This is a genomic window from Ancylobacter sonchi (genome assembly GCF_018390695.1).
Lineage (GTDB): Bacteria > Pseudomonadota > Alphaproteobacteria > Rhizobiales > Xanthobacteraceae > Ancylobacter > Ancylobacter sonchi.
Window position 1 is genome coordinate 61,296 of sequence record NZ_JAHBGF010000028.1, and the last position, 25,508, is coordinate 86,803.

At 68.6% G+C, this 25,508-nt stretch carries 26 protein-coding genes; 16 read left to right on the forward strand and 10 right to left on the reverse strand.

The genetic code is table 11. The annotated features are described in order from the left end of the window. Nucleotides 1-22: 22 nt before the first annotated feature. Nucleotides 23-1,372 (forward strand): glutamate--tRNA ligase, encoded by a 1,350-nt coding sequence (locus KHC28_RS15710; RefSeq protein WP_214009309.1) that lies wholly within the window; start codon nt 23-25, stop codon nt 1,370-1,372. Nucleotides 1,373-1,529: 157 nt separating this feature from the next. Here KHC28_RS15710 and KHC28_RS15715 read toward each other — a convergent pair whose 3' ends face one another. Beyond that, nucleotides 1,530-2,567 (reverse strand): DUF2865 domain-containing protein, encoded by a 1,038-nt coding sequence (locus KHC28_RS15715; RefSeq protein WP_214009310.1) that lies wholly within the window; start codon nt 2,565-2,567, stop codon nt 1,530-1,532. A gap of 246 nt (nt 2,568-2,813) precedes the next feature. On the opposite strand from KHC28_RS15715, the gene KHC28_RS15720 reads away from it, so the two are divergent. Then, entirely contained in the window at nt 2,814-3,350 is a 537-nt protein-coding gene (locus KHC28_RS15720; protein ID WP_214009311.1) for a CreA family protein, read from the forward strand. A 100-nt stretch (nt 3,351-3,450) separates the two neighbouring features. On the opposite strand, the gene KHC28_RS15725 is transcribed toward KHC28_RS15720, so the two are convergent. After that, entirely contained in the window at nt 3,451-3,762 is a 312-nt protein-coding gene (locus KHC28_RS15725) for a hypothetical protein (protein WP_246564901.1), read from the reverse strand. Nucleotides 3,763-4,028: 266 nt separating this feature from the next. Here KHC28_RS15725 and cysS point away from each other — a divergent pair, with 266 nt between their 5' ends. The 3 genes from cysS (at nt 4,029) to KHC28_RS15740 (ending at nt 6,271) form a co-directional block, all read left to right on the forward strand. Continuing rightward, nucleotides 4,029-5,438, forward strand: coding sequence for a cysteine--tRNA ligase (cysS, locus tag KHC28_RS15730; protein WP_214009313.1), 1,410 nt, complete (start codon nt 4,029-4,031; stop codon nt 5,436-5,438). Then, entirely contained in the window at nt 5,435-5,935 is a 501-nt protein-coding gene (locus KHC28_RS15735; protein ID WP_214009314.1) for a GNAT family N-acetyltransferase, read from the forward strand. The genes cysS and KHC28_RS15735 overlap by 4 nt, the downstream gene beginning before the upstream one ends. Nucleotides 5,936-6,022: 87 nt before the next feature. Beyond that, entirely contained in the window at nt 6,023-6,271 is a 249-nt protein-coding gene (locus KHC28_RS15740; protein WP_214009315.1) for a DUF2188 domain-containing protein, read from the forward strand. A gap of 43 nt (nt 6,272-6,314) precedes the next feature. On the opposite strand, the gene KHC28_RS15745 is transcribed toward KHC28_RS15740, so the two are convergent. Next, a complete protein-coding gene (locus KHC28_RS15745) occupies nt 6,315-6,926 on the reverse strand; it encodes an LOG family protein (RefSeq protein ID WP_214009316.1) in 612 nt (203 codons plus the stop codon). A gap of 80 nt (nt 6,927-7,006) precedes the next feature. Beyond that, nucleotides 7,007-7,954, reverse strand: a complete 948-nt coding sequence (locus tag KHC28_RS15750; RefSeq protein WP_214009317.1) for a DUF6662 family protein — start codon at nt 7,952-7,954, stop codon at nt 7,007-7,009. 229 nt (nt 7,955-8,183) lie between these two features. On the opposite strand from KHC28_RS15750, the gene KHC28_RS15755 reads away from it, so the two are divergent. The 6 genes from KHC28_RS15755 to pssA all read left to right on the forward strand — a co-directional run bounded on the left by KHC28_RS15755 (nt 8,184) and on the right by pssA (nt 14,170). After that, on the forward strand, nt 8,184-8,690 hold the full coding sequence (locus KHC28_RS15755; RefSeq protein WP_214009318.1) for a peptide deformylase: 507 nt from the start codon (nt 8,184-8,186) through the stop codon (nt 8,688-8,690). A 148-nt stretch (nt 8,691-8,838) separates the two neighbouring features. Continuing rightward, nucleotides 8,839-9,327: an ArsR/SmtB family transcription factor gene (locus tag KHC28_RS27890; protein ID WP_214009319.1), complete on the forward strand. Its 489-nt coding sequence runs from the start codon at nt 8,839-8,841 to the stop codon at nt 9,325-9,327. A 17-nt stretch (nt 9,328-9,344) separates the two neighbouring features. Continuing rightward, the gene (locus KHC28_RS15765; protein WP_214009320.1) at nt 9,345-11,276 is read left to right on the forward strand and encodes an ABCB family ABC transporter ATP-binding protein/permease; all 1,932 of its coding nucleotides are present in this window, start codon (nt 9,345-9,347) and stop codon (nt 11,274-11,276) included. Between the two features lie 72 nt (nt 11,277-11,348). After that, nucleotides 11,349-12,464 carry a patatin-like phospholipase family protein gene (locus KHC28_RS15770; RefSeq protein ID WP_214009321.1) on the forward strand — a complete coding sequence of 372 codons (1,116 nt, stop codon included), beginning with the start codon at nt 11,349-11,351 and terminating at the stop codon, nt 12,462-12,464. 67 nt (nt 12,465-12,531) lie between these two features. Beyond that, nucleotides 12,532-13,227 carry a phosphatidylserine decarboxylase gene (locus KHC28_RS15775; protein ID WP_214009322.1) on the forward strand — a complete coding sequence of 232 codons (696 nt, stop codon included), beginning with the start codon at nt 12,532-12,534 and terminating at the stop codon, nt 13,225-13,227. Nucleotides 13,228-13,288: 61 nt separating this feature from the next. After that, a complete protein-coding gene (pssA, locus tag KHC28_RS15780) occupies nt 13,289-14,170 on the forward strand; it encodes a CDP-diacylglycerol--serine O-phosphatidyltransferase (RefSeq protein ID WP_214009323.1) in 882 nt (293 codons plus the stop codon). Nucleotides 14,171-14,248: 78 nt separating this feature from the next. Here pssA and KHC28_RS15785 read toward each other — a convergent pair whose 3' ends face one another. Beyond that, on the reverse strand, nt 14,249-14,512 hold the full coding sequence (locus tag KHC28_RS15785) for a hypothetical protein (protein ID WP_246564902.1): 264 nt from the start codon (nt 14,510-14,512) through the stop codon (nt 14,249-14,251). Nucleotides 14,513-14,771: 259 nt separating this feature from the next. Beyond that, nucleotides 14,772-15,365 (reverse strand): protease inhibitor Inh/omp19 family protein, encoded by a 594-nt coding sequence (locus KHC28_RS15790; RefSeq protein ID WP_214009324.1) that lies wholly within the window; start codon nt 15,363-15,365, stop codon nt 14,772-14,774. 271 nt (nt 15,366-15,636) lie between these two features. On the opposite strand from KHC28_RS15790, the gene KHC28_RS15795 reads away from it, so the two are divergent. Further along, nucleotides 15,637-16,410, forward strand: coding sequence for an SDR family NAD(P)-dependent oxidoreductase (locus KHC28_RS15795; RefSeq protein WP_214009325.1), 774 nt, complete (start codon nt 15,637-15,639; stop codon nt 16,408-16,410). Between the two features lie 21 nt (nt 16,411-16,431). Here KHC28_RS15795 and KHC28_RS15800 read toward each other — a convergent pair whose 3' ends face one another. After that, the gene (locus tag KHC28_RS15800) at nt 16,432-17,301 is read right to left on the reverse strand and encodes a LysR substrate-binding domain-containing protein (protein ID WP_214009326.1); all 870 of its coding nucleotides are present in this window, start codon (nt 17,299-17,301) and stop codon (nt 16,432-16,434) included. A 205-nt stretch (nt 17,302-17,506) separates the two neighbouring features. On the opposite strand from KHC28_RS15800, the gene KHC28_RS15805 reads away from it, so the two are divergent. Beyond that, nucleotides 17,507-18,520, forward strand: coding sequence for a DMT family transporter (locus tag KHC28_RS15805; RefSeq protein ID WP_214009327.1), 1,014 nt, complete (start codon nt 17,507-17,509; stop codon nt 18,518-18,520). A 158-nt stretch (nt 18,521-18,678) separates the two neighbouring features. Then, on the forward strand, nt 18,679-19,017 hold the full coding sequence (locus KHC28_RS15810; RefSeq protein ID WP_214009328.1) for a rhodanese-like domain-containing protein: 339 nt from the start codon (nt 18,679-18,681) through the stop codon (nt 19,015-19,017). 126 nt (nt 19,018-19,143) lie between these two features. On the opposite strand, the gene KHC28_RS15815 is transcribed toward KHC28_RS15810, so the two are convergent. From KHC28_RS15815 to KHC28_RS15825, 3 genes are all read right to left on the reverse strand, one after another. Next, nucleotides 19,144-20,520 carry an aspartate aminotransferase family protein gene (locus KHC28_RS15815; RefSeq protein ID WP_376772717.1) on the reverse strand — a complete coding sequence of 459 codons (1,377 nt, stop codon included), beginning with the start codon at nt 20,518-20,520 and terminating at the stop codon, nt 19,144-19,146. Nucleotides 20,521-20,612: 92 nt separating this feature from the next. Next, nucleotides 20,613-21,053 carry a GNAT family N-acetyltransferase gene (locus tag KHC28_RS15820; protein WP_214009329.1) on the reverse strand — a complete coding sequence of 147 codons (441 nt, stop codon included), beginning with the start codon at nt 21,051-21,053 and terminating at the stop codon, nt 20,613-20,615. 41 nt (nt 21,054-21,094) lie between these two features. After that, on the reverse strand, nt 21,095-22,474 hold the full coding sequence (locus KHC28_RS15825) for an aspartate aminotransferase family protein (RefSeq protein ID WP_214009330.1): 1,380 nt from the start codon (nt 22,472-22,474) through the stop codon (nt 21,095-21,097). Nucleotides 22,475-22,652: 178 nt separating this feature from the next. On the opposite strand from KHC28_RS15825, the gene KHC28_RS15830 reads away from it, so the two are divergent. Both KHC28_RS15830 and KHC28_RS15835 read left to right on the forward strand, forming a co-directional pair. After that, nucleotides 22,653-24,077 carry a glutamine synthetase family protein gene (locus KHC28_RS15830; RefSeq protein WP_214009331.1) on the forward strand — a complete coding sequence of 475 codons (1,425 nt, stop codon included), beginning with the start codon at nt 22,653-22,655 and terminating at the stop codon, nt 24,075-24,077. Between the two features lie 267 nt (nt 24,078-24,344). After that, on the forward strand, nt 24,345-25,454 hold the full coding sequence (locus KHC28_RS15835) for a polyamine ABC transporter substrate-binding protein (RefSeq protein ID WP_214009332.1): 1,110 nt from the start codon (nt 24,345-24,347) through the stop codon (nt 25,452-25,454). Nucleotides 25,455-25,508: the final 54 nt, after the last annotated feature.

Consider the following 25,508-nt stretch of genomic DNA (forward strand, 5'->3'; position numbering starts at 1 on the left):
GCCTCGGCGATAAGCCTGCTCCATGACCCGCGCTCCCGTTCTCCGCTTCGCCCCGTCGCCGACCGGCCTCCTGCATGTCGGCAATGCCCGTAGCGCGCTCTACAACGCGCTGTTCGCCCGGCGAGAGGGCGGCACCTTCATCCTGCGCTACGACGACACCGACACCGCGCGCTCGACGCGCGAGTTTGCGGAGGCGATCGCGCAGGACATGGCGTGGTTCGGCATCGCGCCGGATCGCGTCGAGCGGCAGTCGGAACGGCTCGCGCTCTATGACGCTGCCGCCGACCGGCTGCGGGCGGAGGGGCGCCTCTATCCCGCCTACGAGACCGAGGAGGAGCTGGAGACCCGCCGTCTCTCGCGCCGCCGGCGCGGCCTGCCGCCGGTCTATGATCGTGCGGCGCTGAAGCTCACCGCCGAGGACCGCGCCCGCCTCGAGGCGGAAGGGCGGCGCCCGCACTGGCGCTTCCGGCTCGAGGGGCGCCCGGTGACGTGGGACGACCTCGTGCGCGGGCGCCAGAGCATCGATTCGTCCGGCCTGTCCGATCCGGTGCTGGTGCGCGCCGACGGCTCCTATCTCTACACCTTCACCTCGGTGGTCGACGACATCGACATGGGGATCACCCATGTCATTCGCGGCGAGGACCACGTCACCAACACCGCGGTGCAGATCGAGATCATCGAGGCGCTGGGCGGCGCGGTGCCGGCCTTCGGCCACCACAATTTGCTCACCTTGCCGAGCGGCGAGGGGCTGTCGAAGCGGCTCGGCCATCTGTCGCTGCAAGCGCTGCGCGAGGACGGGCAGGAGGCGCTCGCGGTGGCGGCGCTCGCTTTGTTCACCGGCACCTCGCTGGCGGTGGAGCCGGCGGCCGATCTCGACGCGCTCGCCGCCCGCATCGATCTCGCCGCCATCTCCCGCGCGCCGGCGCGCTTCGACCCGGCCGATCTCGCGGCGCTCACCGCCGGCACGCTGCATGTGCTGCCCTTCTCGGCGGTGGAGGCGCGGCTCGCCGCGCTCGGCATAGGCGGCGGCGAGCCGTTCTGGCTGGCCGTGCGCGGCAATCTGGCGACGCTCAAGGACGCGGCGCTGTGGTGGCGGGTGGTCGAGGGGCCGGTCGCGCCGGTCATTGCCGGCGAGGATGCGGATTTCCTCGCACAGGCCGCCGAGCTGCTGCCGCCGGCGCCGTGGGGCGAGGAAGTCTACGCCGACTGGCTGGCGGCGCTGAAGCCGGCATCAGGCCGCAAGGGGCGGGCGCTGTTCCACCCGCTGCGCGCGGCGCTGACCGCCGCCGAGAGCGGACCGGAGCTCAAGGCGCTGCTGCCGCTGATTGGCCGGGAGCGGGCTCAGGCGCGCCTGAGGGGCGAGGCCGCCTGACGGCTCGCCGCCCCCTCGTGGGGATTGTCGGTTCTTTTAGGACACAAACGGAGGCGGCGGGAGCCGCTCCGATTTCGGGCAACAGACGGAGGAGGCCGGAGCCGCTCCGTGATCGTCGACGCATGGCGGTGAGCGATCCGCACCGCCGTCGTCCGACTTATTGCGCCGGCGCCACCGGCTGCTGCTGCTGCGTGCGGGGACGCGGCGTCGCCGGGGCGGCGGCAGGAGTTGCCGGACGCGGCTGCGCCATCTCGCGCGAGGTATCCTCGGTCACCACGATGTCGCCCTTGCGCAGGGTCGGATCGGTCTCGCTCGACAGCGCCTGCGCCCAGCTCTGGCCGGCCGGGCGGCAGGAGCAGGCCTGCGAATACTGCTTCTTGTAGAGCAGCGCGTTGGGCAGCGACATGTAGCTCTGGCCGCTGACGCTGACGGCGTTGTCGATGTCCTCGCCGGAGCTGCGATAGACGTAGAGCCGCGCCTCGGTGCCCGGGCACTGGCGCTGGCACTGGGCCTCGTCCGAGGCGAAGCTGTTGGCGTTGGTGCTGTAGGAGATCGGGAAGAAGAAGCCGTCGCAGGTGCGCACGCAGACGGTGCGATAATTCGACGACTTCGGCGTCTCCATCTCCAGCGGCTGGGCGTCCATCGACGGCGCCTCGTCCGATTCCGGATCCTGGCGCGGCACGCCGAACAGCTGTTCGAAGAAGTTGCGCGGCCGCTGCGGGGCCGCCGCCGCCGCGCGCGACTCGCCGAGCGCGGCCTGGTACTGCGGGCCGCAATTGTTCTGTGCCAGCGCGGTGATCAGCTGACGGCGCTGCTGGTCGTTGCCGCTGCGCTCGCCGCGGGCCTCGATCATGGTGCGGTCGAGCGTCGAGCGGGCCTGGGCGAGCCGGCGGTTCAGCCCTTCGCATTGCGGCGGCAGCTGCGGCTGGAAGATCAGGAAGCCGCGCTTGTCGCAGCCCAGCTGGCGCACCTGCGCGCTGAGATTGGCGACGTCCTGCTGCTGCTGGCCGATGACGGCGCTCAGATCGCGCTGGCCGCCGCCGCGGTCGAGCTGGGCGAGCTGCCCCTCCAGACGGACGCAGGCGCCGGCATCCTGCGCCATGGCCGCGCCCGTGCCGACCACCAGCAGGGCGAGCGCTGTGAGGGAGGAACGCACGGCGGAGGCGCGTGAGAGGCCGGCACTGGCGGTTGTCATTGGTCGGTACTGTCCTGCGCGTTCGGGGCCGCACGTCACGGGCGCGACTCCATAAGATCCCTGCACCAAGCACGTCGAGATTGGCCAAAGTTTGAACTCGTCTCCGGCCGACAAGGCAAGCCGGCGAGGCGAGCCTGGAGTCACGAGTTCCAATGGCCGGGCTCTGCCGGATTGGAGTACCGTCGCGTTGCGGGCGCGGCAACACACCCCATATCACGCTCGCCCCGATATTGGAGACACAAGTCGATGACCATTCGCCGTTTGCGTGCCCTGCTCCCCGTCCTTGCGCTCGGCCTCGCGGCCGTGCTGGCGCCGGGCCTCGGCGGCATCGCGCGGGCCGACGGCCCCGATCTCATCTTCAGGAAGTCGACGGTGTGGAAGTTCCTCACCCCGGACGACAAGCTCGCCACCTATGCCATTGACGATCCGATGGTGGAGGGCGTCGCCTGCTACTACACCGTGCCGGAAAAGGGCGGCGTCTCCGGCATGTTGGGGGTGGCGGAGGAGGTGTCGGACATCTCCATCGCCTGCCGGCAGGTGGGGCCGATCGCCTTCAAGGGCAAGTTCGAGCAGGGCGACGTGGTCTATCGCGAGAGCCGGTCGCTGATCTTCAAGAAGATGCAGATCGTGCGCGGCTGCGACGTGAAGCGCAACGTTCTGGTGTATCTGGTCTATTCCGACAAGCTGATCGACGGCAGCCCGAAGAACTCCACCACCAGCGTGCCGGTCATGCCGTGGGGCGCGCAGACGGAAGCGCCGCGCTGCGCCGACTTCGTGCGCTAGTGGCGCAAAAGCAATAGTCCGGCGGAAAACGCAAAAAGGCCGGTCGATGCCGGCCTTTTTCAGGGAAGAGGCCTGGCCTCTTCAGGGAAGGCGAGGGGCCTCAGCGGCAGGTGATGGCGACGGTGTCGCGGCAGGAGCCGCCGGTGCAGGTGGTCTGCGCCGTCTTGGCGGCGACGGAGATGCGCAGCGCGTCGCTGGTCACCTTGCCGAAGCTCACGGCGCGCTCGAAATCGTGCACCCGGCACCAGGCGTCGGCGATGGCCTGGCCGCAGGCGCCGCCATTGGCGACGCAATTGTCGACGCCGTAGCCGTCGGACATGTCGACGACGAACATCTTGCCGGCTTCCTGAGCCAGGCCGAGCGTCGGAACGGCAGCGGAAAGGGCGGCGGCGAGGAGGGCAGAACGGAACATCGTTGCGGCGCGCATGGCTGGACACTTTTACCGGAAGCTCGCCGACAGCGAGCAGACGCCGCAGCAGACGACAAAAAGCTTAAGCCCACGCTAAAGTTCCACGGCGAACCGTGCGTCGGGCCCGGCGGCTGGATAAACGTGGGGGCTCCGGCTCGTCAACCGGCCGTCGCTGCGAAGCGGTACGGCCTTGACGTCGCCGTGCAAACGGAACAAGAGGCGCGGCCTCCGTGCAACAGTGGCCGGGGGATCTGAGGGAAGGCGAACATATGTCGGCAGTTTCGGGAGCGGACAATTCGGGCACGGTGCTGCCCGAGCTCAAGCTCTACAACACGCTCACGCGCCAGCGCGAAGCCTTCGCGCCGCTCGATCCCAAGCTCGTGCGCATGTATGTGTGCGGACCGACCGTCTATGACCTCGCCCATATCGGCAATGCGCGCCCGGTGATCGTGTTCGATCTCGTCTACCGGCTGCTGCGCCACCTCTACGGGCCGTCGCACGTCAAATATGTGCGTAACATCACCGACGTCGACGACAAGATCAACGCACGCGCGGCGCAGGAATATCCCGGGCTCGACCTCAACGAGGCGATCGCCAAGGTGACCTTCTCCACCGAGGCGCAGTTCCACGACGACCTCGAGGCATTGGGCGTGCTCCACCCCGACGTGGAACCCCGCGCGACCGAGCACATTGCCGAGATGCGCGACCTCATCGAGCGCCTCGTCGCCTCCGGCCACGCCTATGTCGCCGAGGACCACGTGCTGTTCTCGGTGCCGTCCATGCCCGACTATGGCCGGCTGTCGAACCGCCCGCTGGAGGACATGATCGCCGGCGCCCGCGTCGACGTCGCGCCCTACAAGCGCGACGCGATGGACTTCGTGCTGTGGAAGCCGTCCAAGATCGGCGAGCCGGGCTGGCCCTCGCCGTCCGGCATCGCGGTGCCCGGCCGTCCCGGCTGGCACATCGAGTGCTCGGCGATGAGCTGGAAGCATCTCGGCGAGACCTTCGACATCCATGGCGGCGGCATCGACCTGGTCTTCCCGCACCATGAGAACGAGCTGGCGCAGTCGCGCTGCGCCTTCCACACCGGCGTGATGGCTAAGCTGTGGATGCATAACGGCTTCCTGCAGGTGGAAGGCGAGAAGATGTCGAAGTCGCTCGGCAACTTCGTCACCATCCGCGACCTGCTCGCCGACTGGCCAGGTGACGTGCTGCGCCTCAACATGCTGAAGACCCACTACCGCCAGCCGATCGACTGGACGGTGAAGGGGCTGGAGGAGAGCGCCCGCACGCTGGAGCAGTGGTTCGACATCGCCACGACGGAGGCGCATCCGCGCCCGGCGCCGGCGGTGCTGGAGGCGCTGTGCGACGACCTCAACACGCCCAAGGCCATCGCCGAGATGCACGCGCTGAAGGACCATGCCGGCAAGAAGGCACTGGCCGGCACGCTGGCCTTCCTCGGCTTCGAACCCGCGCGCCTCGCGGCGTGGAGCGCGGCGCACGCGCCGGTGCTGGCGATCTCCGAGCAGGAGATCGAGTCGCGCATCGCCGAGCGCATCGCCGCCCGGCGCAACCGCGATTTCGCCGCCTCCGACCGCATCCGCGACGAATTGCTGGCGCAGGGCGTGGCGCTGAAGGATAATAAGGACGGTTCCACCACCTGGGAGGCCAAGCGTTGAGCGACAAGCCTGCCGCTGGCCTGCGGCCTTTCCTGCCCAGCGACACGCCGGCTCTTGCCGCGCTCATCGCCGAGTCGATCTTCGAGCTGACCGGCGACGACTATGACGATGACCAGCAGGAAGCCTGGGCGGCCGCGGCGGCCGACGAGGAGATGCTGGCGCCGCGCCTCGCCCGCGCGCTGACGCTGGTGGCCGAGCGCGACGGCGAGCCGGTGGGCTTCATCGCGCTCGCCGACAACAAGGTGATCGACCTGCTTTACGTGCGTCCGGACGTCGCCGGCGAGGGCGTCGGGGCGCAGCTGCTCGACGCGGCGGAGCGGCTGGCGGCGGCGCGCGGCGCCAAGAGCCTCACGGCGGATGCGAGCGACACCGCGCTCGGCTTCTTCCAGAAGCAGGGCTATGTGCCGAAGAGCCGCAACACCGTGCCGCGCGGCGCGGTCTGGCTCGGCAATACCACGGTAGAGAAGCAGCTGGCGGGCGAGTCCGCCGGCCGCTGAACGGGGCGCGCCGGTCGATGAGATCGGCAGCGGACCTGCCTGGCGTCAGGTAGGCTCCTGATATGTTCTTCTGCCCATGGAGGGCTGATGAGCAAAGATCAGGATCGCATGGTCTATCGAAACGCCAAGGGCGATTGGGTCAACAAGCGCAACGATGCGGAGCATGCATCGAGCGTGCATCGGATCCAGGCCGAAGCGGAAGCCGCCGCGCGCGCGATGTTGTCCCGACAGGGCGGCGGCGAACTCACCCTGAAGGGAACCGACCGCCTTATCCGCAGCAAGGATACCATTGCCCCAGGCAAGGATCCCACTCCACCGCGCGACAGCGAATACTGACTCCGCCGGCCGCTGAACGGCCGGCCGGGTCCGTCCCGCTCCGCTACATGCGGTCGAGCACCTGCTCGGCGGCCTCGCCGTGCAGTTCGGCTTCCGGCACGTTGGACAGCGCGGTGGCGAGCTTCGGCATCACCGCGCGCACATTGTGCGCGACCAGCATGCGGATCGGCCGGCCGACATTGACGAAGCCGGTCGACTGCATGTGATCGAACAGCCGCAGCAGCGGGTCCCAGAAGCCGGCGATGTTCAGCACCATCACCGGCTTGCGATGGCGGTTGAGCTGCACCCAGGTGAGCTGCTCGACCAATTCCTCCAGCGTGCCGATGCCGCCCGGCAGCGCGAGGAAGGCGTCGGCCCGCTCGAACATCAGCCGCTTGCGCTCATGCATGTCGCGGGTGACGATCAGCTCGTGGGCGTATTCGAAGGCCTGTTCCTTGCCGATCAGGAAGTCGGGGATGATGCCGGTGACATGGCCGCCGGCCTCGGCGCAGGCGCGCGCGGTCGCCCCCATCAGCCCGACGCCGCCGCCGCCATAGATGAGGCGGATGTTCTCCTGCGCGAGCAGGCGCCCCAGCTCCAGGGCGGCTTCGAGATAGATGGGTTCGTCCCCGCTGGCCGCCCCGCAATAAACGCATAAGCTCTTGATCTTGGTCATGCTGCCATGATGCAGCGCAGCGCGGGGCCGTCAAGCGGCAGCGCGGGGCGCCGGGAGACGGGAACGGGACGGCGCCGGGTTTAGAACTCGACGCCGAGCTTCAGCAGCAGCTGATGCTTCTCGTGGCTGATGAGGTCGAGATTGCCCTCGCCCTCCGAGGCGGAGCCGGCGATCTGGTAGGAATAGGCCGCCTTGAAGTAGGCCGACTTGCCGAGCTGGGTGTACAGGCTGGGGCCGAGATAGAGCGCGCCGCCCTCGAAACTGTCGAGCCCGGCGCCCTCGAAGCCGGCGAGATAGCGCAGCTCGCCGCCGAGGAAGAAGCCGGGCGCCGCCTGCCAGCTGAGCGCGCCGGAGATTTCCAGCCCGCTTTCCTTGTCGCTGCCGGCCCATTCCGGCTCGTAGGCGAGGTTGATGGCGCCGAACAGCGTCTCCGACATGATCTCCCGGTCGATCAGCAGCCGGATCGGCAGGCCGAATCCGTCGACGCGCGCGCCGGAATCGTCGTCGAAGCGGCTCCATTCCGGCTCGATGGCGAGGGTGAGGCCGACCGGCGAATGCTCCCAGCTGAGCAGGCGGTACTTGATCTCCGCCGACAGCCCGTTGAAGCCGCCGCCGCTGGTGTCGTCGAGATCCTCGATATTGCTGATGTCGGCATGGGCGAAGGAGGCGCTCACCCCGACGGTCAGGTTGCGGGTGAAGCCGTACTCGTATTCCAGCTCGCCTTCCCAGGCGTGGTAGGTCGAGGAGGCGTCGCTGTCCTCCGCCGCCCGGTTGAAGCGGCCGACCGCCGAGATCGACAGCTCCTGTTCGCCGCGATCATTGGTGTCCGAGCCCTCGGTGAAGCCGAAGATGTTCTCGGTGTCGATCTCATAGCCCGCATCGCCCGCCGAGGCGGCCGGTGTTCCCGGCAGGTCCGCCGCCTGCGCCGGAAGCGTCGCCAGCCCAAGGAAGCCGGCGCAGATGCACGCAGAAGCGAGGAGCGGCGCGCGGTGGGATTTGCGCGCGATCGGGTGGCGGGATGCGGGCACGACTTCCTCCGGTTTTATGAATTTACCGAAGGATATTTATGAGTCTTCTTTTTGTAAACGGACGAATACAGTATTATATAGTTTATTATCTTCTTAATCTAATGGTGAATTTAGTAATTGGCGTGTATTAAAATTACGTAACGTCACTTGTCTCGATGCCGCGGTGGGAGGCGGAGTGGAATCGTGGCATCGATGTCACCTCGGTTCGTGCAGTGATTCACGTGGTGTCATGACAACTCGCCCCCTCGTAACGTTCCCGGATCGCCGCCTGAGCGCGGTCGCGGCGCCGGTGACGGCTTTCGACGACGCGCTGCGCACGCTGGCGCTCGACCTCGTCGACACGCTGCGGGCGGCGCCGGGCATCGGCATCACCGCCGCCCATGTCGGCGTGCCGCTGCGGGTGGTGGTGCTGGAGCTGCCGGACGACCCGGAACCGAGCCTCTACGTCAATCCGGAGCTGGTGTGGGTATCCGAGGAGACGGAGCGCCACGCCGAGGGCAGCGTCTCCATGCCCGGCGTCACCGAGGAGATCGAGCGGCCGGCGCGGGTGCGGGTGCGCTATCAGGATATCGACGGCACCATGCATGAGGAGGAGACCGGCGGACTGCGCGCCGTGTGCCACCAGCATGAGATCGATCAGCTCGACGGTGTCTTCTGGCTGCAGCGGCTGTCGCGGCTCAAGCGCGAGCGGACGGTCAAGCGCTACGGCAAGCTCGGACGTCCGCCGGCGCGGTGACGCGCGGCAACCCCGGCCGGCTCTGCCGTATGACGAGGCCGTGCCTCTCACACAGGCGGGCCTTCGTCCCGCTGCCGTCCTCCGCCCTCTGGTCCTTTCGCTCCCATGTCTTCCCACCGCCGCAATCATCGTCTATCGACGATAGGCGATGAACGCTGACGCTCCCAATTCCGACGATCTGCTTGCGCTGCGCCTGCGCGCGCTCGGCCACCCGGCGCGCCTCGCGATCCTGCGCGCGCTCGCCGAACGCGACCGCTGTGTCTGCGGCGAGATCGTGCGCGGCCTGCCGTTGGCCCAGTCCACCGTCTCGCAGCATCTCAAAGTGCTGAAGGAAGCCGGGCTGATCGCCGGCACGGTCGAGGGGCCGCGCTCCTGCTACTGCCTCGACCGCGACGCACTGGCCGGGCTGTCCGCCGAACTGTCCGCCCTGTTCGCCTCGGCCGCCGCGCCGGTCCCGGCGGCGCCCGCGCCGGGCGCTCTCGCTGCGGATCGTGCCGCCGCGCCGCTCCACGCCCCCGCGGGCTGCAACCCTCCCATGCGGCCGAAGACCGTCTCCATGGCCGTCGGAGACTTGGCATCCGCGGTCGCGCCTCCTATTTCCACAGCGTCCGCCGGCGAATTGCCGGCCGGCTCCTGATCACCCGGAAGTCTCCCATGTCCGCACCCGAGGCCGGCACCGCCCTGTCGCGCCGCTCCGCCAAGCCCGACCAACCCCCGCGCGGCAGCCTGCTCGTCGCGCTGAAGGGGCTGATGCCCTATCTGTGGCCGGCCGAGCGGCTCGATCTGCGCGCCCGCGTGCTCTGGGGCCTTTTGCTGCTGGTCGCCGCCAAGATCACCACTATGGCGACGCCCTTCCTGTTCAAATGGGCGACCGATGCGGTGGCGGCAGGCGAGGGCGCCCATATCGGCACCGACGCCATCAGCCTGATCATCGCCGCGCCGGTGATGCTGACGGTCGGCTACGGCCTGTCGCGCATCGCCATGGCCGGGCTGACCCAGTGGCGCGACGGCCTGTTCGCCAAGGTGGCGATGCATGCGGTGCGCCGCCTGGCGCTCGAGACCTTCCAGCACATGCACGCGCTGTCGCTGCGCTTCCATCTGGAGCGCAAGACCGGCGGCCTGACCCGGGTGCTGGAGCGCTCGCGCGAGGGCATCGAGACCATCGTGCGCATGCTGGTGCTGCACCTCGCCCCGACCATCCTCGAATTCGCGATGGTGGTGGTCGTTCTGGCGTGGCAGTTCGACTGGCGCTACGCGGCCGCCGCGGTGGCGATGATCGGCGCCTACACGCTGTTCACCTTCATGATGACCGAATGGCGCATGGGCATCCGCCGCTCGATGAACGAGAGCGACACCGATGCCAATGCCAAGGCGGTCGACAGCCTGCTCAACTACGAGACAGTGAAGTATTTCGGCGCCGAGAAGTGGGAGGCCGAGCGTTACGACCGCTCCATGGCCCGCTACGAGCGCGCCTCCGTCCACACCCACACCTCGCTCGCCTGGCTGAATGCGGGGCAGGCGGCGATCTTCACCGCCGGCCTCACGGCGGTGATGGTGCTGTGCGTGCTCGACATCCGCGCCGGCCACCAGTCGGTCGGCTCCTTCGTCATGGTCAATGCCATGATGATCCAGCTGTACCAGCCGCTGAACTTCCTCGGCATGATCTATCGCGAGATCAAGCAGTCGCTGATCGACATCGAGGCGATGTTCGCCATCCTCGCCCGCAACCCGGAGGTCGAGGACGCGCCGGGCGCGAAGCCGCTGGCATTGAAGGGCGCCGCCATCCGCTTCGAGGACGTCCGCTTCTCCTACGATCCGGAGCGCGAGATTCTCAAGGGTCTGTCCTTCGAGGTGCCGGCCGGGCAGACGGTGGCCATCGTCGGCCCGTCGGGGGCAGGCAAGTCGACCATTTCGCGGCTGCTCTACCGATTCTACGACGTCGCTTCCGGCCGCATCACCATTGACGGGCAGGACATACGCAACATCCGGCAGGAGAGCCTGCGCGCCGCCATCGGCATGGTCCCGCAGGACACGGTGCTGTTCAACGACACGCTCGCCTACAACATCCGCTATGGCCGCCCCGGCGCCTCGGACGCCGAGGTGGAGCGTGCCGCCGAGCTCGCCCAGATCGACGGCTTCGTGAAGCGTACCCCCAAGGGCTACGCCACCGAGGTCGGTGAGCGCGGGCTCAAGCTGTCCGGCGGCGAGAAGCAGCGCGTCGCCATCGCCCGCACCATCCTCAAGGATCCGGCGATCCTGCTGCTCGACGAGGCGACCTCGGCGCTCGACAGCCATACCGAGCGCGAGATCCAGGACGCGCTGGAGCGCGTCTCGCGCGGGCGTACCACGCTGGTGGTGGCGCACAGGCTCTCCACCGTGGTCGGCGCCGACGAGATCATCGTGCTGGAACATGGGCGCATCGCCGAGCGCGGCACCCACGCCGAGCTGATGGCGCGGCGCGGGCTCTACCACTCGATGTGGCAGCGCCAGCGCGAGGTCGACGAGGCCAAGGCGACGCTGTCGCGCGGCGAGGACGACCTCGAGAACACCAAGGACGCCGACGCTGCCGCCGACGCCGCCGCCTGAAGCAACGAAAGGTTGCAGACGCGGCATTCCGCGTCATAATCGCCCGGCGGGAAAAGGGGCGGAGCGCGGGGGATGGCGAAGCTCAAGGTAGCGATCGCGTGCCAGGGGGGCGGCAGCCATGCCGCCTTCGCCGCCGGGCTGTTGCGCCGGCTGCTGCTCGACGAAATGGAGCACATCGACATTCGCGGCCTCAGCGGCACCTCGGGCGGTGCTATCTGCGCCGCTCTCGCCTGGGCCGGCCTCATCCAGGGGCGCCCGGAGGAGGGCGCCGAGCGGCTGATGCGGTTCTGGGAGATCGCCAAGGCCGACACCCCGGTCGACTATGCCGCCAATTTCTGGGGCAAATGGCTCGGCCGGGCCCAATTGCTGCCGGAAACCAGCCCCTACCGCCTGCCGGCGCCGGCCGCCGCGATCATGCGCGACTGGCTGGAGGAGACGCTGGACATTCCCGGCCTGCCGACCGGCAAGGCGCGCAAGGCGATCCAGCTGCTGGTCGGCGCCACCGACGTGCTGTCGGGCGCGCGCTGCATCTTCACCGGCGAGCACCTCGCCTATGACGATCTCATCGCCTCGGCGGCCATTCCGACCCTTTACGAGGCGGTGGAGACCCGAGGCCGCTTCCATTGGGACGGGCTGTTCAGCGTCAACCCGCCGATACGCAACCTCGTCTTCCTCGACATCGACGAATTGTGGGTGGTGCAGATCAACCCGACCAACTGCGCCCGGGTGCCGATGACGATGGGCGAGATCATCGACCGGCGCAACGAATTGTCCGGCAATGTCGCGCTGGCGCAGGAGCTGCACCTCGTCGAGACGGTGAATGATTTCGTGCGCAGCAATCCGGGCGTCGCCATCCGCAGCCGGCACAACCGGGTGATGCGCGAGATACCCATCCGCCTCGTCGAGGCCGGCCTCGACGAGTTCGACTACGTCTCCAAGCTCGACCGTACCCCGCACTTCATCGACGACCTCCTGGAGCGCGGCTGGCACAAGGCGCCGCTGTTCCGTTCGGAGGAATCCGTCTGGCCGCGCCGGGGGGCGGTGCAGCCGCGCGCCATCACCGTCTCCGGGCCGAGTTCGGCACAGGATCAGGCGAGCCAGCAGCCCGCCGTTGCCGGCTCGGGGGTGGCGTCCCCCTCCATGGCGCCCTCCGCCGCGTCTCCGGCATCCGACGCGCCCGCCATTTGACGTGCCTGCCATTTGACGCGCCTGTCCCGCGGCTCTACCTGTGCCTCAGCTTTGTGCGGGAGACGTCATGTCGGTCATCGATTCCATCCGGGGCGGCCTGGTGCCGATTCACCGGGAGGGTTATCCCTTCATCCTGATCGGGGTCGCGGTCTCCCTGCTGCTGCTGTGGCTGCTGCCGCCGCTCGGCTGGATCGCGGTGCTGATCACCGTGTGGATCTGTTACTTCTTCCGCGATCCCGAGCGGGTGACGCCGCTGCGCGAGGGACTGGTGGTCTCGCCGGCGGACGGGCGGGTCTGCCTCGTCGGGCCGGCGGTGCCGCCGCCGGAGCTTGGCCTCGGCGTGGAACCCATGTCGCGCATCTGCATTTTCATGAACGTGTTCGACGTGCATGTGAACCGGTCGCCGGTGGCCGGGCGCATCGAGCGCATCGCCTATAAGCCCGGCAAGTTCCTGTCCGCCGATCTCGACAAGGCAAGCGAGGACAATGAGCGCAACGGCCTCGTGCTCGACACCGCGCTGGGACGCATCGGCGTGGTGCAGATCGCCGGGCTGGTGGCGCGGCGGATCGTCGGCTTCAAGCAGGAAGGCGACATTCTGGCGCCTGGCCAGCGCTTCGGCCTCATCCGCTTCGGCTCGCGGGTGGATGTCTACCTGCCGGCCGGCATCGCGCCGCTGGTCGCCGAGGGGCAGCGGGCGGTGGCCGGCGAGACCGTTCTGGCCGACGCGGCCGTTGGCGTCGGCCTGACCTTTCGGGTGGATTGAACGACGCAGAGGCGTTGCCGGCCTTCCGGCGCCTGTGAGACGATGTGAGCGAGACCGAGCGATGTCGAACATCTTCGTGCCCTTCGATCCCGATTCCGGCCCGCCAGAGGCGCCGCGCCGGCGTTTCCAGGCAGTGCCGGCCCGCATCCTCATCCCCAATCTGGTGACGCTGCTGGCGCTCTGCGCCGGCCTCACCGGCATCCGCATGGCGATCGAGGGCCGCATGGAGCTGGCGCTCGGCGCCATCGTGCTGGCCGCCGTGCTCGACGGCATGGACGGCCGCCTCGCCCGCATGCTGAAGGGCACCTCGCGCTTCGGCGCCGAGCTGGACAGCCTGTCCGACTTCGTCTGCTTCGGCGTCGCGCCGGGGCTGGTGCTGTATATGTGGGGGCTGGAGACGCTGGGCTCGATCGGCTGGATCGCCGCGCTCGCCTTCGCCATTTGCGCCGCGCTGCGCCTCGCGCGTTTCAACGTGATGCTGGAAGACCCCAACCGCCCGGCCTTCGCCGCCGATTTCTTCACCGGCGTGCCGGCGCCGCTCGGGGCGATCTGCGTGCTGCTGCCGGTTTATGTCGAGCTGATCGGCCTGCCGCGCCTCGTCGCCTCGCCGGCGGTGGCGGCCTTCTATACGCTGGCCATCGCCCTTTTGATGGTGTCGAAGCTGCCGGCCTATTCCGGCAAGAAGCTCGGCAGCCGCATCCCGCGCGACGCGGTGCTGCCGCTGTTCGTCTGCGTGGTGCTGTTCGTGGCGGTGCTGGTCACCTGGCCGTGGACGGTGCTGTCGGTGCTGTCGGTCGGCTATCTGGCGGCGCTGCCCTTCTCGGCGCTGCGCTATGCGCGCCTGGCGCGCGAGCACGCGGCGCGGGTCAAGGCTGGCACCGCCGAGTTCCCGGCGGCACACGTCGCCGACGCGGCGGAAACCCGGCCGGACCATCTGAACTGATTGTCTGAATGATTTGCCCCGGAACGCAACGGGGCAGGCGAGGCGGATGCAGGCGAGGCGAGGGCAGGCCGGCGGGGTTCAGCCGGCGCGGTGATCGGCCATGGCGGCGACGCGGGCGGCCAGCGGGGCGGCGGGAAACGCCTGGCGCAGGATCCGCAGCGCTTCGGCATCGCTGCGCGGCCGTACCTGGTCGAGATGGCTACGCATCAGCGCGGCGACGGAGGCAGGCTCGGGCGGACGGCGCGGAAAGGCCATCGCTGCCGCGCGCTCGGCAATCGACGCGCTCGCGACGTCGCCGCCGTCCCGCGCCAGTGCTGGTACCGTTGCCTCGTTCCCGAGCATGACCACCGCCTCCGATCGGAATCGCGAATCAATCAGCTTTGCTCATGCACATCATGAGCCAACGCCGCCGCTAACGCACGAACCAAATGCTGGTTCCCAACTTCGTGAGCATAAGACGTGTCAGCACGAACACGTCGGTAATGCCCGAAGACTGGCGCGACCGAAAGCAAAATTATTTCGAATACTGTCGTATTTGTTTCACAAACGCCCGAAAGGCGAAGGTGCGCGGGCCGCAAGGCGCGGCCGTAGGCGGTAGCCGTCAGCTACGGCTGAGCGACACCTTGGCGCCGTCGCCGGTGGCGACGCCGTCATAATGGCCGTCGCCGGCGGGCTGCAGGCGGGCGGTGACCTTGCCGAGGTGATTCTGCAGCACGATCTCGTTGCCCCAGACGTCCCAGCCCTTGGTCATGAAGATGTCGTTGGGGCAGCCGACATCGGCATTCGCGGCAAAGCCGGACATGCCGCGTTCGGTGGAGAGGTTGAGCTTGCAGCTCTTGGCGCCGTTGTCCCAGCTGTAGCTCCAGTTGCCGGCCAGCTGGGTGCGGGTCGCGCCCGGCTCGGCATAGGCGACGCCACCGGGGGCGCTGGCGCCGGGCTGGGTGAGCGGCACGGTGGTCGCCGCGGCGGCACTCTGCTGGCGCGGGGTCACCGCGTCGCCGGCGGTGGCGGCGGTGGCGCCGGTCGGGGCGGGCGAGGGGACCGGCGCGCTCTCGACGGAGCCGGTGGGCGCGGGGGTGATGGCGTTGGCGTCGACGGCCGCCGTCTTGTGCTCGCCGAAACCGTCCAGCGCGGTGCTGCATCCGGCGAGGAGCAGAGCGGTGGCGGACACGGCAGCGAGGGCGGTGATCTTCATAGACGTCTAACTCCTCGCACGCTCGCGCCGGCCATGTACCCGAACACGTTACCCTTTTTGGGTGTCATGTTCTCGCATCTGTTTGATTTCTTGTCGCCGAGGATCATGGCACCAGCGTGGCCCCGTTGCGGCAACCCCCTGTCGCCGGCGCCTCGACGAGGGCATGGACAATGGAGTGTTAACGCAGCGAAACCCTTGGCCGGCAACCGCCCGCCGAGGTGGACGCGGCGCCGGCATCGCGGTATGTGCGGTGCAGCAAGAGGAGGCGCCCATGTCCGGTTACCAGATGCTCGATCCCTCGACCCTCGTCGTCCTGATCACCGGTGCGACCTCCGGCATCGGCGCTGCCACCGCCCGGCGCTTCGCGTTGGCCGGCGCCAAGGTGATCGCCACCGGCCGGCGCGCCGACCGCCTCATCGCGCTGCGCGACGAGCTCGGCCCCAATCTGCTGCCGCTGGAAGTGGACGTGCGCGACAATGAGGCGTTCGTCGCCGCCATCGCCGGCCTGCCGGCGGCCTTCGCCGGCATCAACGTCATCTTCGCCAATGCCGGCCTCGCCCTCGGCCTCGATCCCGCCCACAAGGCGAGCCTGAAGGACTGGGATGACATGGTCGACACCAACATCAAGGGGCTGCTCTACACCGTTCGCGCCGTGCTGCCGGGCATGGTGGAGCGCGGCGCCGGCCATGTGGTGTTCACCGGCTCGGTGGCCGGCGACTACGCCTATCCCGGCGGCAATGCCTATGGCGGTACCAAGGCCTTCGTGAAGCAGTTCGCGCTCAACCTGCAGGCCGATCTGCTCGGCACCCCGGTGCGCGTCACCAATATCGAGCCCGGCATGGTGGAGACCGAGTTCTCGCTGGTGCGCTTCCACGGCGATGCCGGCAAGTCGGACTCGGTCTATGAGGGCATCGAGGCGCTGACCGGCGAGGACATCGCCGAGCAGATCTTCTTCTGCTGCACCGTGCCGCGCCACGTGAACATCAACAGCCTGCAGGTCTTCCCGGTCGCCCAGAGCTTCGCCGGCTTCAAGGTCGCGCGCTGAAGCGCTCCCTGGCGGTGGCGTTCACGCCGCCGCCACCGCGTTCGGCGCGGCCAGCGCGGTGCGCAACGTGTCGGCGAGCCGGCGCGCGGCCGTCGAGGCGCTCGGCGACAGCAGCAGGCCGATCTCGAGGTCGGGCAGCGGCGGCAGCCCTTCAGAGGCTCCGAGCCGGCGCCATTCCGGCGGCGCGGCGCATTCCGCCATGGCGGTGATGCACAGCCCGGTTTCCACCGCCGAATAGATCCCGCCCTGCGACGACGAGGTGCAGGCGACCCGCCAGCGCAGCCCGGCATCGTCCAGCGCGGCGGCGATGTGCGGCCGGGCGCGGCAGCCGGTGGGGAATAGGGCAAGCGGCAGCGGGTCCTGCCGCTCCGGGCGATGGCCGCGCGCGGCGAGCCAGAGCAGCTTCTCGCGCTTCAAGAGTTCACCGGTCGGCCGGTTGAGGTCGCGGGTGAACAGAGCCACGTCGATCTGCCCGCGCTCCACCTCCGGCTCCAGCGTCTTCGACAGGTCGCAGCGGATAGAGATCTCCACGCGGGGATAGGCGGCGGCGAAGCGCGAAATGACCGGGGTGAAATAGGCGTCGACATAGTCGTCGGGCATGCCGAGCCGCACGCTGCCCTCCGGCGTGCCGCCCTTCATGTCGGCGAGCGCCTCGCTCTCGAACGCCAGCATACGGCGCGCATGCGCCACCAGCCGCTCGCCGGTCTCGGTCAGCGAAATGCCACGGCGCGAGCGCTCCAGCAGCCGTACGCCAAGATTTTCCTCAAGCTGCGCGATGCGTGCCGACACCGCCGACTGCGTGCGGCCGACGCGCTCGGCCGCAGCGGTGAAGCCGCCATTGTCGACGACGGCGATGAGCATGCCGAGCGATTCGGTGTCGAGGTGTCGCATGGTAAGGTCCGGTGGTGAGGTCCGGCGTTCCGATCCGCCGATAGTATCAAATTTGCTCATCCATTCACAAATTAAATTCGTTTTCACGATCTTGGGGCATCGTGATAGTGCAAAATCAGATCGTTGGATGCCCATATGCCGAGCAAACTGCTCGCTGGGGCGGCACAGACGGTCGATGTTCACCTGCAATCTCCGAGTTCGGACCATGTCCCCGCCTCCCCCAATTTCCGCCGCCCTGTCGCCGACAGGTGTGGACGATGCTGTGCTGCTGTCTCCGGTCCTCGTCGAGGCCAATGAGGCGCGACTGCGACGGCAGGCGTTCGGTGCGGTGCTGCTGGCGGCGGCGATTATCGGCTTCTCGCCGATCCTGGTCCGGCTGTCCGATGTCGGGCCGGCGGCGATCGGCTTCTGGCGGCTGTTCTTCTCGCTGGGGCCGACCGCGCTGTGGGCGCTGGCCGAGCGGCGGGAGGCGAAGCTCCATGCCCGCATCCGCGCCCAGACGGCACCGCGCCTCACCGGCCGGCAGATGCTGCTGGTGGCGGCGGCCGGCGTCGCCTTTGGCGCCGACCTCATCCTGTTTCATGCCGGGCTGGCGCGCACCAGCACCGCCAATGGCGTGCTGATCGGCAATCTCTACGTCATCTTCGTCTTCGGGCTCGGCTGGATGTGCCTCGGCGAGCGGCCGACGCGCGGCCTGTTGATCGCGCTCGGCTTCGCCATGGCGGGTGCCGCGCTGATCGTCGGATCCAGTCTTGGCGGCGGTGGCCGGCCGGGAAGCTTCATTGGCGACCTGCTCTGCGTCGGCGGTGCGCTCGCATACGCCTTCTACATGCTGTTCGTGCGCATCCTGCGGCTCGAGAGCCCCGGCCGGCCGGCGCTCGGCGGCGGCATGACGGCGCTCCTGTCCAGCGCGGTCGGCATGGTGATGTGCCTCGCCTGGGCGATCGCCGCCGGCGAGCGCATCATGCCGGCGGGGATGGATGGGCTGCTGGCGGTCGCCGGCCTCGGCGCCATCGTGCACGCGGGCGGGCAGGGGCTCACCACCTTCGCGCTCGGCCGTCTGCCAGCCGGGGTGATCTCCATGGTGATGCTGCTGCAGATCCTGGTCGGCACCGCGTTGGCGGCGCTGCTGTTCCGCGAATTCCCGCCGGCGCTGGTGCTGCTGGGCGGTGGCCTGCTGGTGGCCGGCGTGGTCGCCGCGCGCCCGCGCGGCAACTGATCCCGGGCTTTTTCCCGATATTTGCGCGGACGGCGCCTGCCGAGGAGGCGCGCGCCGTCGCTCCTCGCCCGCGCCCCTTGCGCCGGCGCCCCGGCAGTATTAGGTCCAAGATGGGTCCGGCCGGTTCCCGGGCTCGTCGGTTTTCAGGAGTGCGCGCGATGCAGCCCAACCCGTTCGGTGGCGTGATCGAACATCTGTCGGTCGATCAGGTGAAGGCGGGACTTGAGGACGGCACCATCCTGCTGGTCGACGTGCGCGAGCCGAACGAACTCGCCGCCGAGCGCATTCCCGGCGCCGTCGAGTTCCCGCTCTCGACCTTCGACGCGGCGGCGCTGCCCGATCCCGGCGACAAGCTCCTGGTCTTCTCCTGCCGCTCCGGCCAGCGCTCGCAGAAGGCGGCCGCCGCCGCGCAGGCGTCCGGCCACGAGCTCTACCGCCACATGGCGGGCGGCATCCTTGCCTGGAAGGAAGCCGGCTTCCCCACCGAGCTGGGCTGAGCCGCCATCTCAGGTGTGGTCGCAATCTTCGCCGTTTGCATGAAGATTTCGGCTCAATAGTCTGATCTTGAACGGAATAATCCTGCCGACGGCCGATCCGTCCTCGGCTCCGGCTGACCCGATGCCTCAGCCTGCCAGCCGCGCCAGCACCTCGTCCATCGCCCGGCCCATGCGCCCGACCTGCTCCGCCGTCGTCGACGGGCTGGCCAGCATCATGTCGTGGAACGGCGAGATCAGCGTACCGCGCACCAGCATGGCGAGGTGGATGGTCGCCTCCAGCGCGCCGAAATGCGCCGCCTTGGCCTCGGCACCGTTGCGCAGCGGGCGGGCCGAGCGCACCACCTCCACCCGCGCGCCGCAGCGCGCGACGTGCCAGGGCAGGCCCGCCTTGGCGATCACCGCGTCGAGCGTCGCCTGCATGGCGTCGGCGGTGGCGTTCATGTGGGCGTAAGCGGCCTTGGTCGCGACCTCCTCCAGCGTGGCACGCAGCGCGGCGAGCTGGAGCGGGCTGCCCGACAGCGTGGTGCCGATGCCGGAATGGCCGGGTGGCAGCGCGGCGCGCGCCCGGTTCAGCCGGTCGACCACCTCCTCGCTCATTCCCCACACCGCCGCCGGCACGCCGCCGGCGATCGCCTTGCCGACCACGAACAGGTCCGGCTCCAGCCCGAAGGCGCTTGTATAGCCGCCCGGGCCGGTGGAGAGGGTGTGCGTCTCGTCGATCAGCAGCAGCGTGCCGTAGCGGCGCGTGAGTTCGCGCAGCCCGGCGTGGAAGCCCGGCTGCGGCAGCACCATGGCGCAATTGGTCATCACCGGCTCGGTGATGACGCAGGCGACGCTGCCATCGGCCAGTGCCGCTTCCACTGCGTCGAGATCGTTGAACGGCGCCACCCGCGTCAGCTCGCTGAGATCGCGCGGCTCGCCGACCAGGCCGGCCTTGTTGGCGGCCCGGCCCTGGCGGTCGAGCTCGACGAAGGTCTCGTCGACCGCGCCGTGATAGGCGCCGTCGAAGACGAGGATGCGCGGGCGCGCCGTTGTCGCGCGGGCGGCGCGGATGGCGAAGCGGTTGGCGTCGCTCGCCGTGGTGGCGATCTGCCATTTGGCGAGGCCGAAGCGGGCGGCGAGCAGGTCGCCGACCCCCGCCGCGTCGGGGCTCGGCAGCATGGTGGCGAGGCCGCGCCCGGCCTGCTCGATCAGTGCCCGGCGAACCGGCGCCGGCCCGTGGCCGAACAATGCCGCGGTGTCGCCGAGGCAGAAATCGTCATAGGCGTTGCCGTCGATGTCGACGAGGCGCGCGCCGGTCGCTTCCGCCACCACCAGCGGCACCGGCGTCGACCAATCGCTCATCCAGTGCATCGGCACGCCTTCGAAAAGGTGTGCCGCCGCGCCGGCGGCCGCCCGCGTCTTCGGGCGGGTGCCGAGATAGAGCGCCTCGGCCTCGGCGCGCAGCGCGGTGACCCGTGCCGGGTCGACGCCTGAACGATCGGGGGAGACGTTGATGTTCACAGGCGCACTCCGTTTCGACTGCCGGCAAGGGCACCGTCCGATGGAACGGTCAGCCCAGGCTCGACACACCCAAGTCTAGCGTCTCGCTTCCGTTACGTCGCGCGATAGACGTCCGGCCGCAGGATCTCCATGAACCGCCACGCGTTCCCGATCTCCTCGAAGCCGAACCGACGATAGAGGTCATGTGCGTCCGACGTCAAAAGCAGCAGACGCCTCAGTCCCTGAAGGTCGTCATGATCGACGACGCACTGCATGAGCCATTTCGACAGGCCCCGGCCGCGATGCGCCGGCAGGATGAACACGTCGGCCAGCAGCGCGAAGGTTGACCTGTCGGTGACGACGCGCGCGAACCCGACCTGCGCGGCGCCATGATAGACGCCGAAGCAGAGCGAGTTCCCGATCGCCCGCTCCACCGTGCGGCGCGGAATGCCGGGCGACCAGTAGCTGTCCTGCGCGAGGAAGGTGTGGATCATCTCCACATCCAGGCGGCCGGCATCGGTCGAGACCTCGTAGCCAGCCGGTGGCGTCCGCATCGCGTCGGTCTCCCTGTTTCCGGCCGGCGATGCCGGGACCTTCAGCTCACCCAGCCCCAGCGCTTCAGCTCGGCATAGGTGTCGTCGAGCGTCTTCTTCGCCCGTGCCACCAGCTCGTCGGCCTCGCCATGCGAAAGGGTGAGCGGCGGGGCGATGATCAGCCGGTCGCGCACGGCGCGCATGACGAGGCCGTTCTTGAACGAGAAGTCGCGCGCCAGCGTGCCGACCTTGCCGACGTCCTGGAAGGCGGTACGGCCGGGCTTGTCCGGGCTCAGCTCCAGCGCGCCGACCATGCCGAGCATCGGCGCCTCGCCGACGAGGGGGTGCTCGGCGAGCTTGGACCAGCGCGCCTTGAGATAGGGGCCGATATCGTCGGCGACCCGCTCCACCAGCTTCTCGCGCTGCATGATGGCGAGGTTGGCGAGCGCGGCGGCGCAGGCAGCGGGATGGCCGGAATAGGTGTAGCCGTGGTTGAAGTCGCCGCCTTCCAGCAGCACGTCGACCACCCGGTCGGCCACCATCACGCCGCCGAGCGGCATGTAGCCGGAGGTGATGCCCTTGGCCATGACCAGGAGGTCCGGCTTGGTGCCGAAGGTCTCGCAGCCGAACCACGAGCCGGTGCGCCCGAAGCCGCAGATCACCTCGTCGGAGACGAACAGGATGTCGCGCTCGCGGCAGATGCGGGCGATTTCCGGCCAGTAGGTAGCAGGCGGAACGATGACGCCGCCGGCGCCCTGGATCGGCTCGGCGATGAAGGCGGCGATGCGGTCCTCGCCGAGCGCGTCGATGGTGGCTTCCAGCGCCTGCGCGGTGCGCAGGCCGAACTCGTCCGGCGTCTCGCCCTGGCGCGCCTCGCCCCAGAAATAGGGCTGGGCGATGTGGACGACGCCGGGAATGGCCACGTTCTGCGCGTGCATCGGCGCCATGCCGCCGAGATTCGCCGCGCCCACGGTCGAGCCGTGATAGGCGTTGCGCCGGGAGATGATGACCTTCTTCTCCGGCTTCTCCTTGATGTCCCAGTAGCGGCGGACGAGGCGGATCACCGTGTCGTTGGATTCCGAGCCGGAGCCGGTGAAGAACACCCGGTTGAACTGCGGCGGGGTGAGCTCGGCCAGCTTGGCGGCGAGCTCGATGGCCGGGGGGTGGGTGGTCTTGAAGAAGGTGTTGTAGTAGGGCAGCTCGCGCAGCTGCTTGGACACCGCGTCGGCGATCTCCTCGCGGCCATAGCCGACATTGACGCACCACAGGCCGGACATGCCGTCGAGATAGCGGTTGCCGTCGGAATCGGTCAGCCACACGCCGTCCGCCTTGACGATGACGCGCGAGCCCTCGGCATTGAGCGCCTTGGTGTCGCTGAACGGGTGCAGGTGGTGCGCGGCGTCGAGGGCGCGCAGCTCGGCGGTGGTCTTCGGCATGGTCATGATCGGCGTGCTCCAGGGTTACCGCACAATGTGATCACATTTCGCGTGCGTCAAGCGGTTCGGCATGCCACAAAGGCGTCATCGCGGCGCGCGGCGACGTCTCGACCCCCTCGGGGTGCCTTGACCAAACCGCCCGCCGCATGACCAAAATCAGACAGGGCCTCAATCGGAAGTTATCATGCCGTCAACCGAAGCCGCGCCGGTCGCGGTCGCCGATCTTGCCACCAACCCGACGATTGCCGACGCCGCCGATGAGTTCGGCGCCTATGTCGCCCGCGAGGGCGTACCCGACATCGTCGAAGTTCTCCTGCCCGACACCCATGGGGTGCTGCGCGGCAAATGGATTCCCGGCGGTGCCGGGGGCAAGATCTGGACGGACGGTGTCGCCATCCCGCTCTCCATCTTCGGACTGGACGTGTGGGGGCGCGAGGTCATGGAGACCGGCCTGCACATGGAGACCGGCGACCGCGACGGCATCTGCCGGCCGGTGCCGGGCACGCTGAAGCCGGTGCCGTGGTCGCCGCGCCCGGCGGCGCAGGTGATGATCACCATGCATGAGCCCATCCGCCTGCCGGACGGCCGCGGCGGCGAGCGCCCGTGGGAACTCGATCCGCGCCACAAGCTGGCCCGTCAGGTCGAGCGGCTCGCGGCGCTGGGCCTGTCGCCCTGCGTCGCCTTCGAGCTCGAATTCTACCTGATGAAGCAGCAGCCCGGCGCCGACGGCGCGCCGGAGCCGGTGTTTCCAGCCAAGGGGCTGGCGCGGCAGAACATGTACGCCATGTCGGATCTCGACGCCTATGCGGCGCTGCTGCACGAGGTCCGCGAGGCCGCGCGCATCCAGGGCCTGCCGGCCGACACGGTGATCTCCGAGGCCGCCCCCGGCCAGTACGAGGTGAACCTCTATCACAGCACCGACCCGATGGCGGCGGCCGACCACGCCATCCTGCTGCGCCGCCTGATCGACGGCGTTGCCCGCAAGCACGGGCTGAAGGCCAGCTTCATGGCCAAGCCGCTGCTCGACTTCGCCGGCTCCGGCATGCATGTGCATGTCAGCCTGATGGACCGTTCCGGCTCCAACGCCTTCGGCAAGGGCGAGGAGGGCGAGGCTCTGCTGCGCCATGCCGCCGCCGGCCTGCTCGCCACCATGGCGGACACCGCGCTGTTCTACGTGCCGGGCTTCAACGGCTATCGCCGGCTGGTGCCGGGCAGCTACGCGCCGACCGGCATCTCATGGGGCTATGACAACCGGTCGGTGGCGGTGCGGGTGCCGAACGGCCCGCCCAAGGCGCGGCGCCTCGAGCACCGCATCGCCGGCGCCGACGCGCATCCCCATCTCGTGCTCGCCGGCATTCTCGGCGGCATGCTGGAGGGCATCGAGCGCCGGCTGGAGCCGCCGGCGCCGCTGGTCGGCGACGCCTACAGCGCCGAGACGCCGCTGCTCAGCCCGGAGATGGGCGAGGCCATCCGCCGCTTCGCCGCGTCGGACTTCGTCGGCCGCGCCTATGGCGCCGAGTACCAGCGGGTGTTCGCGATCATGAAGCAGGCGGAGCTCTCCGCCTTCCAGCGCAGCATCAACCCGCTCGAATACGAGACCTATCTGTGAGCGTCGCGCGACCCCGCCACATCCACGGCCTGGCGTGGTCACGCGATCGCAAGGGACATGCGCAAGACTGGGAAATACGACGGACTCAGGGGTGCCGATGGCGGCGGGGAGCAATTTGATCCCCGTTGCCCGCACTCTGGGCACGATCACGACTTGAGCAGGCCGGGGCGAGCTACTAGCCTTGGCCTGATCGTCGACGGACCGCTGCCGGTTCGCCGTTCAGAAGTGCCTCGTTCAACGTCTACCTTCCCGAAGGAGAACACTAAAATGGCCCGCCTACTCGCGACACTCGCGGCAGGTTTCCTGGCCGCCCTGGCGATCACCCCCGCCAGCGCGCAGGAAAAGGTCGTCAACGTCTACAACTGGTCCGACTACATCGACGAGTCGGTGCTGGAGGAGTTCACCAAGGAAACGGGCATCAAGGTCCGTTACGACGTGTTCGACTCGAACGAGGTGCTGGAGACCAAGCTGCTCGGCGGCAAGACCGGCTACGACGTCGTGGTGCCCACCGGCTCCTTCCTGCAGCGCCAGATCCAGGCCGGCATCTTCCTGCCGCTCGACAAGGCCAAGCTGCCGAACATCAAGGACCAGTGGCCGGTCATTTCCGATCGCCTCGCCGTCTATGATCCCGGCAACCAGTACGCCGTGAACTACATGTGGGGCACCACCGGCATCGGCATCAATGTCGACAAGGTGAAGCAGCGCCTCGGCGACATCCCGCTCGACAGCTGGGACATCGTCTTCAAGCCGGAGATCCTCGCCAAGCTGAAGGATTGCGGCGTCTATATGCTGGACGGCCCGGAGGAGATCATCCCCACCGCGCTGCGCTATCTCGGTAAGGATCCGAACTCCAAGGACCCGGCGGACATCGAGGCGGCCGGCAAGCTGCTGGCGCCGATCCGCAAGTACATCAAGAAGTTCGATTCGTCGGGCTACATCAACGCGCTGGCCGGCGGTGACATCTGCATCGCCACCGGCTGGTCGGGCGACGTCTTCCAGGCCAAGACCCGCGCCGAGGAAGCGGCGAAGAAGACCGGCAAGAAGCCGGTGAACATCGAGTACATCATCCCGAAGGAAGGTGCGCTCATGTGGTTCGACAACTTCGCCATCCCGAAGGATGCCCCGCATCCGGAGGAGGCGCTGGCCTTCATCAACTTCATGATGAAGCCGGAAGTGGCGGCGAAGAACTCCGACTACATCTCCTATGCCAGCGGCAATCTCGGCGCGCAGCAGTTCATCGACAAGGCGATCCTCGACAATCCGGCGATCTACCCGACCAAGGAGACGCAGGAGAAGCTGTTCACCGTCACCACCTATCCGCAGAAGGTGCAGCGCGTCGTCACCAAGACCTGGAACGACTTCAAGCGCGGCCGCTGAGCCGGGCTCTCGTCCCAGGACAGGGAAAGCACGATACGGAAAGGCCGGGCACCC